We start from the raw sequence: 14255 nt of genomic DNA on the forward strand, positions 1-14255 counted from the left end.
CGTTTCTACAGCTGCACGGCGTACACGCGGCCGGCGCCGCAGAGTTTGCCGAAGATATACTTGTTGGAGGCCGACTCGTCGGTGGTGTAGATGCGCCCGTCATGGGATTCGATGCCCTCCTGCATGGGCGATCCGACGAGGTCGTCTGTCAGGTTGCGAGAATCCAGACAGAACAGCTCCACCTCGTCGCCGGCGTTCGTCGTGAAGGTGCCGTCCGGTGCGGCGAGGTTCACGTTGTAAGCGAGCAGGTGCGAGGGCGCGATGCCGTAGGAGACCGACAGCACGATGCGCCCGTCGTCGGTCGTGCAGGTGCCCTGGACCATGCCGGGGATGGAGAACACGTTGTCGGGCACCGTGGCGAAGCGGCCTGGACGGGTGGGATCGGCGGCGAAGGCGTACATGACGGCGGGGTTCTCGGTACCGTCCGGCGTGGTGATGTGGTGGTTCTCAGGTGTCTCGTAGTCGTTCGGGTAGTAGAAGTTCCCGAGCAAGAGCTGACCCTGCTCGATGTTCATGAAGGCGGGGGAGAAATCGACGCCCACTTTCTCGGCGGCTTGCACGCAGGCGCCGTCTTCGGCGAACAGCAGGCTATCCATGGGGATGACGAGGTAGCCCTCCTCGCAGGCCAGATAGGCGTACTGCTCGTTGGTGGTGATGGCCGAGCCGTGGCCGTCGTAGGCCGAGCCGTCGGGCAGGGTGACGTAGAACTTCGTGATGGTGCCGTCGGCGGCGCGGCGGTAAATCGGCGAGGGCGAGTGGTCGGCCATATACCCGCTGAACAGCCACGAGTCGTCGGCTTCCACGTGGTCGAGGTCCTGGGGGACGAAACCGGTGTTGATGCCCGGGATGTCGAAGGGGGATTCCGCGCGGTCGAAGAAGGGGGCGAAGGCGACGCGCATATAAATGTTCAGGGCGACCACCGCGATAAGCGCGACGGCGACGATGGCGCCGATGACGATGCTGGTGATTTTCAGCGCCCGATGGCTTTTCGCGGCCATGGCGACCTCCTTAAGCGTTGGCGGTTCGGCGAGCGACGATGGCTCGGTTTCAGCATACCTTATGCCCGCGCTTCGCGCGCCGGCTCGTGGGCGCTACGTCATGAGTTTGTTTCAGATCGCTTCGTCTGGCCGATGGTTGCCTTGAAGCGCCGTCGGTGGTGTATACTCTTTAGTCGCATTTTTCACGAGCGCGGCGATGCGGGCGCAAGGCCTGCGCCGTCGCAAACGCAAAGGAGCCCCTGTGATCAGAGAGATTATCACCGACGAGGAAATCCTGTCGAAGCCCTGCGATGCCGCCACGGCCGCCGACGCCGCCATTGCCGACGATTTGGTGGAGACGCTGCTTGCCAGCGACGAGGCCGTGTGCCTGGCCGCCAACCAGATCGGCGAGACAAAGCGCATTGTCGCCTATCTGAACGAGGCCGGCCGCCCGCAGGTCATGTACAACCCGCGCGTCACCCAGAAGCTGAAACCCTACACCGCTGTGGAGGCATGCCTCTCGCGCGATGAGCCGACGGCCGTCACGCGCTACGACTGGGTGCGCGTGAGCTACGAGGTGCTGGTCGACGGCGAGCTTGTGGAGCGCAAGAAGAAGATCGAGGGCAACGCCGCCCAGGCCGTGCAGCACATGATCGACCACTGCGAGGGCATCCTTGTCTAGGGAAGGGCAACAGAGCGCCGGCGCCCCTTCCGTAGGGGGCGACCTTGGTCGCCCCTCGGCCGCGACCGGGCAGGAGGCCGCGGATCCCGTCTTCGCCGCCGAACAGGCGCACCTGAGCGAGACCTACGGCAAGCTGGAGAAGATCGGCCGCGATGCGATAGCCGCCATGGAGGCCGTGGCGCGTGATGCCGCCGAGGACAAGAAGTCCATGGCCGAGGAGCTGGCCGTGAACTTCGCCACCTGGGACGACATCCTGGAGACCCACGCCGACATCGTGGCCATGAACAACATCATCGAGGCCCACGACATGGCCAACTCCGTGCAGGCCGAGCGCCTGCGCGCCGTGGAAGTGCTCTTGCGCGAGCCCTACTTCGCGAAGATCGCGCTGCAGTTCAAGGAAGGGGCGCCGGCCAAAGAACTCTACATCGGCTCGGCCGGTATCTCGGACGAGAACTATCGGCGCCTGGTCGTGGACTGGCGCAGCCCCGTGGCTGAGGTGTACTACAACCAGACCATGGGCCCCACCTCCTATGTGGCCGATGGGCGCACCATCCACGTGGACTTGCAGCTGCGCCGCCAGTTCGAAATAGAAGAAGACCGTCTCATCACCTACTTCGATTCGGATGTGGCCATCGAGGACAAGCTGCTGCTCGCGTCGCTTTCCCGCGGGCGCTCGGCCCATATGCAGGCCATCACCGCCACTATCCAGCGTGAACAGAACGCCGTCGTGCGCCACGAGGACGTGCCGGTGCTTCAAGTGGCGGGTATCGCCGGCTCGGGCAAGACCTCGGTGCTCATGCAGCGCATCGCGTATCTGTTCTACCAGCATCGCGGCGCCCTGGACCCGACTCAGGTCTTCCTCATCTCGCCGAATCCGGTCTTCGGCCGCTACATCGACCGCGTGCTGCCCGACCTCGGCGAGCGCAATCCGGAGATCTTCACCTGGGAGGAGTTCCTGGCGCCGCTTCTTCCCGCCGGGCGCGGCGTGGGTGAGAGCGACGTATCGCTTGAGCGCCTGCGGGCCATTGATGCGGCGGTGGCCTCCTTCGAGTTCGCACGCAGCGACTTCCGCGACATCACGAGCGCCGGCGTGCGCCTGCTCGGCGTGGATGCGGTGGAGAAGGTGTCGGCGAAGTTCGCGAACCTGCCGGCCGGCCCGCACCGCGCGACGCTCATGGCCGAGGAGCTGTCCGCTCGCTTGACGGCGCGGCTGAAGTCGCTGGCGGCGCTGGAGGATACGCATGATGAGATCGCCTCGCTTCCCGTGGACGAGCAGCTGCGCCTGTTCGGAGAGGTCTTCGACCCCCAGAGCGACGAGGAGGCCCGCACGCTGGCCCTCGTGTATTTGGAAGAGAAGCACGCCGATGCCCTGCGCGCCATGGACGCCATGGAGTGGCTTGACATCGATCGGGTGGCCGTGCGCCTGCTCGGCCGCGAGGGGCTGACTTCGGTGGAGTGGGTCTACCTGAAGATGGCGCTGACCGGTCTTGGCAACCCCGAGGCGCGCTACGTCATGATCGACGAGGCCCAGGACTACTCCCAAGGCCAGTTGGCGGTGCTCGCCCGCTACTTCCGTCGGGCGCACTTCCTGCTTCTGGGCGATCCGAACCAGGCTATCTTCGAGGGCACGGCCACGTGGGACGAGATGCGGGCGGTGTTCGAGGAGATGCGCGGCGAGGTGTCGCAGTGCCGCCTCATGACGAGCTACCGGTCCACCCCGGCCATCACCGACCTGTTCGCGCGCCTTCTGCCCGAAGGCGAGGCCATGGAGGTGGCCTCGGTGCAGCGCGAGGCGCCGGCTCCGGAGATCGTGGTGTGCGAGAACGCCGACGAGTGGAAGGCCGCGTTGGTGGAAGCAGTGCGCGTCGCGTGCGACGCCGGCGGCTTAACGGCGGTGATCGTCCCCTGGAAGAACGACGCCAAACGCCTCGCGAAGGCGCTGGACGGCGTCACCGCAGGGAGCGGCCAGCCCCCCGTAGGGGGCGACCTTGGTCGCCCCTCGGCCGCAAGTGATGCCAATGCGGGGCAGGGCGTCGTTGTCCTCGGCGAGGGCGACAGCCTGCCGGAAACGGGGATCGTCGTGGTGCCGCTGAAGCTGGCGAAGGGGCTCGAGTTCGACCGCGTCATCATCCCCGACGCCTCGGCCCGCACCTTCCCGAACAGCGACATCGCCCGCCGCCGCCTCTACACCACCATCAGCCGCGCCACCCGCCACCTCACCCTACTATCCAACGGCGACCTGACGGAACTTTTAGGATAGCTATGTCGAAGAAGCAATCGCTTACGATGCGCAGCTTGCACTACTACTGGCTGGCAACCCGCAATCATCTGGGACTGTTCGTGGCGCTCGTCGCCTCGACGATCGGGTTCTGCGGCTTTCTCACCTACGGCAACCCCTACGTGATGAGCCTCATCGTCGATCGCATCAGCGCCGACCCGGTGGCTCCCGAGGCCGTGTTCGACGTGTTCGGCCCCTACATCGCGGCGCTCATCGGCATCAATCTGGCGGGACAGACCTGCAGCAAGCTTCAGGACTACACGTTGTGGAAGCTGCAGATCGCCGTGAACTACGATTTGGCCACCATGGCCTTCGATTGTTTGTGCAACCAGTCGCTGTCGTTCCATTCCAACCGCTTCGGTGGCACGCTCGTCAGCCAGACCTCGAAATTCATGGCCGGCTACACCCAGCTGCTTCAGGTGATGAACTTCCCGTTTTTGCCGATTCTCTGCTCTATCACCTTCACGTGCCTCATCCTGTTCCCGGTGGTGCCGGCCTATGCGGCGGTGCTCATGGCGATGCTCACGGTGTACGCGGTCATCAGCTACCTCATGTACAAGCGCATCCTGCATCTGAACGAGAAGGCCGCCAGCGCCCAGAACCAGCTGTCCGGCGAACTATCGGATGCGGTCACGAACATCCTGGCCGTGAAGACCTACGGGCGCGAGGACTACGAGCGGGGGCTGTTCGACACGGCGAATCGCGAGGTGGTGGCGCGCGATTCGAAGCGCATGCGGGCCTCGCTCGCCCGCGGCATCACCACGGCGGCCATCACCGTGGTCATCATGTCCGTGGTGACGGTGTTCATCTCCGGCGGCAACGCCTGGTTCGGCATCACGCCGGGCACCGTCATCCTCATGTTCACCTACACGAACACGGTGACGAACCAGTTCAACTTCATCAACACGGGCCTGCAGCGTATCAACCAGGCCTTCGGCGACGCGAGCGGCATGACGGCGGTGCTCGATGAGCCGCGCCTGGTGGCCGACAAGCCCGGCGCGCAACCGCTCGATGTGGAACTGGGCGACATCAACTTCAAGGACATCAACTTCTGGTACACCGACGGCGATGTGAAGACCCAGGTGTTCTGCGATTTCAACCTGCAGATTCCCGCCGGGCAGCGCGTGGGGCTCGTGGGCATGAGCGGGGCGGGGAAGACCACGCTCACGAAGCTGCTGCTGCGCTTGGCCGACATCCAGGAGGGTGAGATTCTGGTGGACGGCCAGAACGTGGCCGACGTGACCCAGCAGTCATTGCGCCGGCAGATCGCCTATGTGCCTCAGGAGGCGCTGCTGTTCCACCGCTCCATTGCCGAGAACATCGCCTACGGGCGGCCCGACGCCACGATAGAGGAGATTCGCGAGGCGGCCCGGGCGGCCAACGCGCTCGAGTTCATCGAGGATTTGCCCCAGGGGTTCGACACCATCACCGGCGAGCGCGGCATCAAGCTGTCGGGCGGTCAGCGCCAGCGTATCGCCATCGCCCGGGCGATGCTCGCCAATTGCCCCATCCTCGTGCTGGACGAGGCCACGAGCGCACTTGATTCCGAAAGCGAGGCGGCCGTGCAGGAGGCGCTCGCTCGCCTCATGGAAGGCCGCACTGCCATCGTGGTCGCCCATCGCCTGTCCACGGTGGCGAGCCTCGACCGCATCGTCGTGCTGTCCCAGGGGCGCATCGTGGAGGACGGCCCCCACGCCGAGCTCGTGGCCAAGGGCGGCGACTACGCCCGCCTCTGGAACCGCCAAACCGGCGCCTTCGCGGGGGAGTAGGCGCCGGGTTTCATCCAGTGGTTCGACCTGCCGAGCGCTGGTGACACAAAACGTGCGCGGAAGGGGCTTGTTTTGTCACCGAAGTCTGGGCCTACAGCTTTACGACGGCGTCGGCGGGGCCGGATCCGGTGGCGTTTATGAGGACGGTGGCGGAAGGGGAGGCGATATCCCCGGTGCACAGGGCATAGAGCCCCGGGCGGCTCACCGTGACGGCGCCGAGCTCGTCGGCAGACAGCGTGCGGTCGCGGGAGGGGATGACGGTGCCGTCCTCGGTCAAGGCGGCGGTGCAGAGGTAGACTTCCCCGGCTCCGCTTTCCACGGCGAAGGTGAGGCCCGTCTCCGTCGCACTGGCCGAGCCGGTGCCCTCCACGGCGGCGCGGCCATCGCTGTGGCAGGAAGCGCACTGCTCGCCGGACTTCGTGATGGGGTGGCTCGATGCGCAGCCGGCCAGAGTGCCGGCGTTCGCTGTCAGGAGACAGGCGAGGGCGAGCGCGGCAAGGCACGTGCGTTGGGGATGCCGATGCGCGGCGGCGTTGGTGCGAGGCAGGATGAAAAGGCCCATGACTCTCCTCGGGGTGGTGTTGGGAATTGAGTGACAAAGGCAGTCTACCATTCGTTGCGTCATCCCCCTCATACCCAGAGCCGTATTTCCCGCGAGCAAGCTTCGAAGCGTAAATCTGGCAAGTTTTTCGAGGGTTTCGACGTGTCTCCTGAAGGCTCCTCTGCGAAAGTAACGTATTGTGCTAATTCTCGCTGGGAAATGGTCAGCAAACAAGGAAGATGGGGCCATTTCTGGCTCTCTGAGGGAAGCGCTTGTCGAAAACCTCGAAAAACTAGCCAGGATTGCTGGATTTCGAAGTCGCGCATGATAAAAGATATGACGCGAACGCGGGAGCGAATCCGTGCTTTCTTTTTGCTGGGTGGCTTTTGAATGCGCGAGAGCAAAGGCCTCGCGTCCGCTGTGTGAGGGGGCGAGTTGTGGTACCCTCAAGACTTTGCATTCGGTAATTGGGAAAAGGAGGTGCGGTGGGTCTGGGCGGTATCAAGCTGGCTGAATACGCTGACCCACGCGCCGTGTCGCGGGGTGTGGGCATTGCCGCCAATGCCGCATCTATCGTGGATCGGCGCGTTCGGCGCAGCGATGACGTGTCGGTGGTCACCGGTCGGGTGGCGTCGGCCTCGGGCATTGCCGATTACTTCAACGTTGATGTCGTGTTCGCCGATTTCGAGTCCCGCATTATCGACTACGATTGCGATTGTCCTGCCGCCGCGCGCTTCGACGGCATGTGCAAGCACTGTGTGGCGCTGACGGTCGCCTATTTTGCACAACCCAAGTCTTTCGAAGAGATAGGTGATGTCCGTGCCGCCGTTTCGCCGGGTCGGACGACGAGCGAGGCGCTGGCGCAGTGCCTGGCGGCTCGATCCGACGCGACGCCCGTGCGCGTCGGCGCACTCGCCGTGGACGCAGCTGCGGGCACCGTGCATCTCGCCGTGCATCTTGCCTACGACGGGCGCTTCTGGTCGATGGATCTGACCGTGGAAGGCCCTCGCGGAACCTATGTGGTGCGCGACCTCGAGGCCTTTGCCCATCGCGTGCAGCGCGGGGAGCATTTCTCTTACGGAAAGAAGCTCGCCTTCGCCCATCGGCTCGAAGCCTTCGACGGGCCTTCCCGGGCCGTGGCTCGCAAGGTGGCGGAGCTGTTTCCCGATGAGCGCCTGTTCGGCGGCTCGATGTTCCGCACGGCGGGGAGCAAGCGCGAGGTGCGCCTGCGCGAGGCGGAGTTGGCCGGCATGCTCGGCGCCATGGGGGAGGGCGCTGAATTTACGTTTGGGGGATGGGAGGCGCCGCTAGCGGTTGCGAACCGGGGCACGGTGGAGCCTGGTGCGAGGGAGGGCGATGAGAAGCAGGGCAACGGAGACGGCCTTTGGGTTGTCACCAGGGATGTTCCGGCGCTGACACTGCGGTTCGTCCCTGCCGAGGGCGGCTTTGAGCTGGCGCTTTCCGAACGGGTGCTCGTGGTGCGCGGGCTGGAGGAGGCCTTCGTGCTGTCCGACGGCGTGGCCGCGCGAGCGACGGGCGCCGACGCGCGGGCCTTTGCCTGGTTGCGCGAGGCGGGCCTGACCGCCGACGGCTCCGCAGGGGAAGCCCCGGTCTTCATCGCCGAGCGCGATGCCGAGGCTTTCTGTCGGCGCGCGCTGCCGGTGCTGGAGGAGACGCTTTCGGTGGAGTTGCCCGAGACCTGGGAGGCGCTGCGTCCCGTGGCCGGCACACTCGCCTTCTACTTCGATGTGACGGGGAAGAAGGAGGCCGCGCTCATCCGCCTGGTGGTGAAGGCGTTTTACGGCGAGCGGGAGGTAGTGCTGGAAAGCCCCGCCGATTCCGCCGAGGAGCCGGAGCTGCGCCCGGCTTCGAGTCAGGCCTTCCGCGACCAGGATTTGGAAGATGCGGGTGTGGCCGTGGCCGCGCAGTTCTTCGACGGGTCCATGACCTTGCCCCTGCGCCAGACCGAATTGGCCGGCGATCTGCTCTACGGCGGTCTCGTGCAGTTCCGCGCCCTAGGCGAGGTGTTTACCACGCCGGCGTTCGATCGGCTCATCGTGGAGCGGCCGCCGCGGGTGTCATTGGGCCTTTCCCTGCGGGCGAACCTCATTCAGATGGATGTGCGCGAGAGCGATCTTTCCGCCGATGAGCTGCGGGCGATGCTTTCAGCCTACCGGCGCCGCAAGCGCTTCCACCGCATGAGCGACGGGCGCATCGCCGCTTTGGGCGAGGGGGACGTGGCGGCGCTCGGCGACATGATGCGGGACTTGGGCGTGTCGGCCGACGAGTTGCTGGATGGCGGCGCCGAGCTACCGACCTACCAGGCGTTCTACCTGGATCGGGAATATGGCGACGCCGTGCGGGACCGCGCCTTCGAAGATTACCTTCGCTGCCTGGACGGTCCGGGCGAGCCTGTGGCGGCGCCCGCATCTCTCGCGGGTACGCTGCGGCCCTACCAGGTAGAGGGTTTCCGCTGGCTGGCGCGCCTGGCATCGCTCGGCTTCGGCGGCATTCTGGCCGACGAGATGGGCCTCGGCAAGACGCTGCAGATGATTGCCCTGGTGAAGAGCTTGCGCGATTCGGGGCAGCTGGGCGGTCCGGTGCTCGTGGCCTGCCCCGCCTCGCTCGTGTTCAACTGGGCCGACGAGTTCGCCCGGTTCGCGCTCGACGTGCCGGTCTGCGCGTTGGAGGGCTCCCGAGCGCACCGCGAGGTGCTACTATTCCGTGCGACGCAGGGGATAGACGAAGGGCGCGTTCTCGGGTGCGGGGACGATGCGGGCGAGGACGCGCGAACGGCTGGCGAGCGAATCGCTGGCGCTTCGAGCGCCGATGTCCCGTGCGTGATCGTGGCCTCCTACGACCGCGTGCGCATCGATGGCGCGCAGCTCGCGCGTGTCGAATGGGGCTTGGTGGTGCTCGACGAGGCCCAGTACATCAAGAACCACGCCACCAAGACCACCCGGGCCGTGAAGCGCTTGCGGGCGCCCTTGCGCTTCGCGCTCACGGGCACGCCGGTGGAGAACCGCCTCTCGGAGCTGTGGAGCATTTTCGACTTCCTCATGCCGGGGTTCCTCGGCAGCTACGAGCGGTTCCGCGAGCGCTACGAGCTGGGCATTATCGGCGAGGATGAAGAGGCGGCGGCTCGCCTGCGCGCGCTCATCGAGCCGTTTGTGCTGCGCCGCCGCAAGGCCGACGTGCTCACCGATCTGCCCGCCAAGCTCGAGAGTATCCGCTATGTGCCGCTCGGCTGCGAGCAGCGTCGGCTCTACGACGGCGCCGAGCAGCGCCTGCGCGAGGATCTGAACGCCCAGAAGCGGCAGAACGCCTCGCGGGCCAATCGCCGCGGGCACATTCCCGATGCGGAGAAGAGCGCCGTCGAGGTGCTGGCCGAACTGACGCGCCTGCGCCAGATCGCGCTTGATCCGGCGCTCGTGTTCGAAAACTACAAGGGCGGCGCCGAGAAGCTGGGCGCCATCATGGAATTGGTGGACGAGGCCATGGAAGCCGGGCGCAAGGTGCTCGTATTCTCGCAGTTCACGAGCTACTTGGACGTGCTTTCCGCCGAGCTTGATCGTCGCGGTATCGGGCATTTCGCCATAACAGGCGCCACGCCGAAGCGCGAGCGCGTGCGTCTTGTGAACGAGTTCAACGCCAATGAGACACCCGTGTTCCTTGTGTCGCTGAAGGCCGGCGGCACGGGGCTGAACCTCACGGGCGCTTCGGTGGTAGTGCACGCCGACCCCTGGTGGAACGCGGCCGCCACCGACCAGGCGACCGACCGTGCCCATCGCATCGGGCAGAACCGCGAGGTGGACGTGTACAAGGTGGTGGCGAAGGGAACCATCGAGGAGCGCATCGTCGCCTTGCAGGAGGCCAAGCGCGACCTGGCCGATTCCGTGATCGCCGCCACGGCCGGCGAGGCGCTCGCCGGACTCACCCGCGAGCGCCTTGCGGAGCTTCTCGGGGAGGCGGACTAGCGGGTTTCGTGCAGGATTTTCCGATTGGGAGAGCCTGCTCGCTCGGAAAGCCCGAGAATGACTCTCTCAATCGGAAAATCCTGCACTATTCCAGCACGAAGACTCTTCCTATCGAAAAATCCTGCACGTTCTGGCAGGTTCGGCCGACTTGCGTCTGGCCGCCTCGCGGCCGCCAAACCAGAAGGGGCGGCCCGAAGGCCGCCCCGTGTGGATGAGATCCCTTGTCTCGGCTAAGCGCCAGCCGGGAAAGCGCTACTTCCGCTTGTCCTCTTCCACCATGGCATTGATGGCGGCGCGCTCCTGGTCTTCCAGGCGCTCCTCGGCCGCGTCCAGCGCGCGCTTGTCGTGCTTGGCGTTGGCGATGGCGAGCACCGCGCCGGACAGCGCGAACAGCGCGATGGCATTGGGAATGACCATCAGCTGGTTGAACATGTCAGCGAGCTCCCACACCAGGTCGTTGGAGAGCAGCGAGCCCATGAAGATGAAGGCCAGCGCGATGATGGTGAAGGGCAGCACCGCCTTCTTGCCGAAGAGCCATTCCACGTTCAGCTTCGCGAAGAGGTTCCACGAAAGGATGGTAGAGAAGGCGAAGAACAGCAGGCAGATGGCCACGAACCAGGCGCCCACATTCGCGCCGAAGAACTGCCCGAAGGCCAGCTGAGCGATGTTGGTCTTGGTGATGGTCTCGGCGGTCAGCGTCGCGTAGTCGCCGGTGGCCAGCGTGCCGTCGCCCACGTAGAGCACCGACAGCACCACGAGCGCGGTCATGGTGACGACGATGATGGTGTCCACGAACACGCCGATCATGGCCACGACGCCCTGCTCGTGCGGATCCTTCACCTCAGCGAGCGCGTGAGCGTGCGGAGTGGAGCCCATGCCGGCCTCGTTGGAGAACAGGCCGCGCTTGGCGCCCTGGCTGATGGCGGCGATGATGCCGAAGGTGGCGCCGCCCACGGTGGCGTCGGGGTTGAAGGCGCACTGGAAGATGAGCGCGAAGGTGGCCGGAATGTTGGCGGCGTTCATGATGAGCACGACGAGCGACCCGAGCACGTAGAGCACGGCCATGATGGGCACGATCTTTTCGGTGACGGCGGCCAAACGCGACACGCCGCCGATGAACACGGTGCCGGCCAGGATGACCACGATGAGGCCCATGACCCAGGTGGGGATGCCGAAGGCGGTGTTCATGGTCTCGGCGATGGAGTTGCTTTGCACCATGCAGCCCATGAAGCCGAGCGCCAGAATGATGGCCACGGCGAAGAACCCGGCGAGGAACTTGCCCCCGTTGCCCTTGAAGGCCGTGGTGATGTAGTAGACTGGACCGCCGTGCACGGTACCGTCCTCGTCGACTACGCGGGTCTTCTGGGCCATGACCGCCTCGGCGTAGTTGGTGGCCATGCCGAGCAGGGCGATGATCCACATCCAGAAGATGGCGCCCGGGCCGCCCACGATGATGGCACCGCAGGCGCCCACGATGTTGCCCGTGCCCACCTGGGCCGCGATAGCGGTGGACAGCGCCTGGAACGACGTCATGCCGCCGCCCTGGTTGCCGCCGCGCAGGCTGAAGTTGCCGAACACGCGGCGCCAGCCCTCGCCGAAGCAGCGGAACTGGATCGCCTTGGTGCGCACGGTGAACCAGATGCCCATGCCGAGCAGCAGGATGATCAGGATGTAGTTGGACAGGTAGTTGTTGATGGTGGTAACGATACCAAGCAGCGCCTCTTCCACGGCATTCCCTTCTTCTCGCGAGAAAACTCGGGGGAGCTCATGCGTGGGCGGCCGAAGAGGTCGCGTCATCGCTCTGTCCGTTTGCCTGAGAGATTCAGCTTGCCTGCGGAGGTCGTCCGCGCGCAAGCCTTGCACCTTCGGCACTCACTTAAGAGTTCTCCAGAGTTTTCTCCGCCCCCGGTTTGCTTATGCTGCGCTTGTGCTGTTGCGGCGTTGCGGGCGAGCCGCTTTGCCTCATCGCGCGAGCGCCACAGCATTCCGAAGGCCTCACAGAAATATTGACTCGGCCACTATACGCCCTGACGCGGCGTCGATCAACAACTATTTCGCTCAACGTTACGCGTTGCCCCCGCAATGCTCCGTAGCGCCCGCGAAAGGTGGTGTCCTCGCGGTGGTTGCGAGATGCCTACGAACGGGATCCGGCCGCGGTGCCCGTGTTAGACTGGGGCGACGAAAGCGGCAAAGCCAAGGAAAGAGATCGCCATGAGCAAGTACGATAAGCTGTGGGAATACGTGGAAAAGCAAGAAGGCGACGAGCTGGTGCTCACATTCGACGAGATTGGCACCATCGCCGGCGTTCCTTTGGATCATTCGTTCCTCAACTACAAGAAGGAGCTTGTGCCCCACGGGTGGGAAGTGGGCAAGATATCCATGAAACAGCAAACCGTCCGCTTCAAGCGACTGGCGGAATAGGCCAAGATCGACGGAAAAGGTGGCCGGCGGCTGGCGAAACGGACTTTCGCTGGCGCTTATAACTCAAGATCTCGTGCGCAAATTGCCCTTTTCGTTGACGAGGGGCTCGTCTGTTTTGCGCTTGAGCATAGTCTTGTGCTTGGCAGAAGACTCGCATGAATGCCAAGAAACTTTCTCTCGTGCTGTATGCTATGAAAGTGAAAACTTGTGAAACGAAGTGAAAGATTGTGAAATGAAGCGGGATAAGGCGACATCTACATGCAACCCATTCACCCCGACCTTCGGATGTGTGCCCCCCAAACTTGCTGGACGAGACGGGCTCATCGCTGACATTCTCGAGGGGCTGGATAACGCGCCGGGCGACCCTAACAGGGCAACTATCTTTGTGGGTGCTTGAGGAACGGGCAAGACGGTGCTCCTCACGGCCATTGCCGAACGGGCTGAGATGAGGGGATGGATTAGCGTCAATGTGACCGATCGCGATGGGATGCTCTCGGAGATAATCGTCCAACTTCGTCAGAAGGCGTCGCACATCCTTGCCCCTGAGACGAACTCGTGGCTCTCAGAAATACATGTCCATGGCGTAGGGTTCACGCGAACGAGGGAGGAAGTGCCTTCTACGTGGCGCGCGGACATGACGAAGGCCGTCAGCGAGCTCAACGAGAAGGATGCCGGCCTTCTCATCACCGTCGACGAGGCATCGGCACAATCCGATGAGCTTCCGGTTCTCATCGATTCGTTCCAACATTTCGTTCGCGAGCGCCGGGACGTCGCATTGCTTTTGGCTGGTCTGCCGCACAACGTCTCGACGCTTATCGATGTGGATGCGATCTCGTTTCTGCGCAGGGCGTTCAAGCATACGATGGACCAGATTTCTGCAACCGACACTTCTTACGCCATTAAGGAGACGGTGGAAGGTGCCGGAAGGGGAATCGCCGCCCCTGCGCTCAAGGTGGCTGCCGATGCTTCGGAGGGCTATGCCTTCCTCATACAGCTTCTTGGCTACCATGCCTGGCGGCAGCATCCCGAGAGGGAAACCATCACCTTAGAAGATATGGAGCAGGCTGTGGTTCTCGCCCGAAACGACATGTACCGCATGGTGCTCGAGCCGACGGTGAACAGCTTGAGTGAGCGGGAGTTGGAATTCCTCGTCGCGATGACGGAAGGCGAAGGTCCCCACCGCGTTTCCGACATAGCCGGCCGCATGGGTATCACCGAGAACAACGCGACCAAAATCCGCGCGCGCCTCATCGAGCAGGAAGTAATCGGAGCCAGGCGAAGGGGCTTCGTAGATTTCGACATGCCCATGATCCGCGACTACCTGGTGGATGAAGGCTAGGTCCTCTTGCGCGGTTAGGCAGCATCCGGGTCGTTTTTTGCATGAGATCTTGAGTTGTAAGCGTCTGAATCGTGCACCGAAGGAAGCTGGTCGGAGGAGCGCTTGGAAAGTGCCTGGTCAGAACGTTGCGTGCGAAATGAAAACTTGCCGGTTCGCCGATTCCGCACCCCCGAGGGGGTGCGGACAGTTACTTGGACAGCGGCCTACGCCGCCAGCCCCAACCGCCTCCTGCGGTTGTCTATCGTATCGTAGACGGTCCTGCCGCCCTCCC

At 64.2% G+C, this 14255-nt stretch carries 9 protein-coding genes and 1 riboswitch; of the genes, 6 read left to right on the forward strand and 3 right to left on the reverse strand.

The annotated features are described in order from the left end of the window. Positions 1–5: 5 nt before the first annotated feature. Positions 6–998, reverse strand: coding sequence for a hypothetical protein (locus tag ACW4LP_RS11335; RefSeq protein ID WP_237974487.1), 993 nt, complete (start codon positions 996–998; stop codon positions 6–8). Positions 999–1239: 241 nt separating this feature from the next. Here ACW4LP_RS11335 and ACW4LP_RS11340 point away from each other — a divergent pair, with 241 nt between their 5' ends. The 3 genes from ACW4LP_RS11340 to ACW4LP_RS11350 are packed head-to-tail and all read left to right on the forward strand — an operon-like array spanning position 1240 to position 5706. Then, the gene (locus ACW4LP_RS11340; RefSeq protein WP_161127617.1) at positions 1240–1659 is read left to right on the forward strand and encodes a peptide deformylase; all 420 of its coding nucleotides are present in this window, start codon (positions 1240–1242) and stop codon (positions 1657–1659) included. After that, complete coding sequence (locus tag ACW4LP_RS11345; protein WP_161127618.1) at positions 1652–3919, forward strand: HelD family protein; 2268 nt, start codon at positions 1652–1654, stop codon at positions 3917–3919. The genes ACW4LP_RS11340 and ACW4LP_RS11345 overlap by 8 nt, the downstream gene beginning before the upstream one ends. Before the next feature lie 2 nt (positions 3920–3921). After that, positions 3922–5706 (forward strand): ABC transporter ATP-binding protein, encoded by a 1785-nt coding sequence (locus ACW4LP_RS11350; RefSeq protein WP_161127619.1) that lies wholly within the window; start codon positions 3922–3924, stop codon positions 5704–5706. Between the two features lie 91 nt (positions 5707–5797). On the opposite strand, the gene ACW4LP_RS11355 is transcribed toward ACW4LP_RS11350, so the two are convergent. Then, positions 5798–6268 (reverse strand): hypothetical protein, encoded by a 471-nt coding sequence (locus ACW4LP_RS11355; RefSeq protein ID WP_161127620.1) that lies wholly within the window; start codon positions 6266–6268, stop codon positions 5798–5800. Positions 6269–6732: 464 nt separating this feature from the next. Between ACW4LP_RS11355 and ACW4LP_RS11360 the strand changes: the two genes are divergently transcribed. Further along, positions 6733–10224 (forward strand): SNF2-related protein, encoded by a 3492-nt coding sequence (locus tag ACW4LP_RS11360; RefSeq protein ID WP_161127621.1) that lies wholly within the window; start codon positions 6733–6735, stop codon positions 10222–10224. A gap of 252 nt (positions 10225–10476) precedes the next feature. Here ACW4LP_RS11360 and ACW4LP_RS11365 read toward each other — a convergent pair whose 3' ends face one another. Then, positions 10477–11952 (reverse strand): alanine/glycine:cation symporter family protein, encoded by a 1476-nt coding sequence (locus ACW4LP_RS11365; RefSeq protein WP_225885490.1) that lies wholly within the window; start codon positions 11950–11952, stop codon positions 10477–10479. Positions 11953–12015: 63 nt separating this feature from the next. Continuing rightward, positions 12016–12125, reverse strand: a riboswitch (glycine riboswitch). A gap of 310 nt (positions 12126–12435) precedes the next feature. Here ACW4LP_RS11365 and ACW4LP_RS11370 point away from each other — a divergent pair. Continuing rightward, the gene (locus tag ACW4LP_RS11370; RefSeq protein ID WP_114548885.1) at positions 12436–12645 is read left to right on the forward strand and encodes a hypothetical protein; all 210 of its coding nucleotides are present in this window, start codon (positions 12436–12438) and stop codon (positions 12643–12645) included. Positions 12646–13255: 610 nt separating this feature from the next. Continuing rightward, entirely contained in the window at positions 13256–13984 is a 729-nt protein-coding gene (locus tag ACW4LP_RS11375) for a hypothetical protein (RefSeq protein WP_455803821.1), read from the forward strand. Positions 13985–14255 lie beyond the last annotated feature (271 nt).

The sequence above is a fragment of the Adlercreutzia sp. CNCM I-6215 genome (assembly GCF_977072315.1).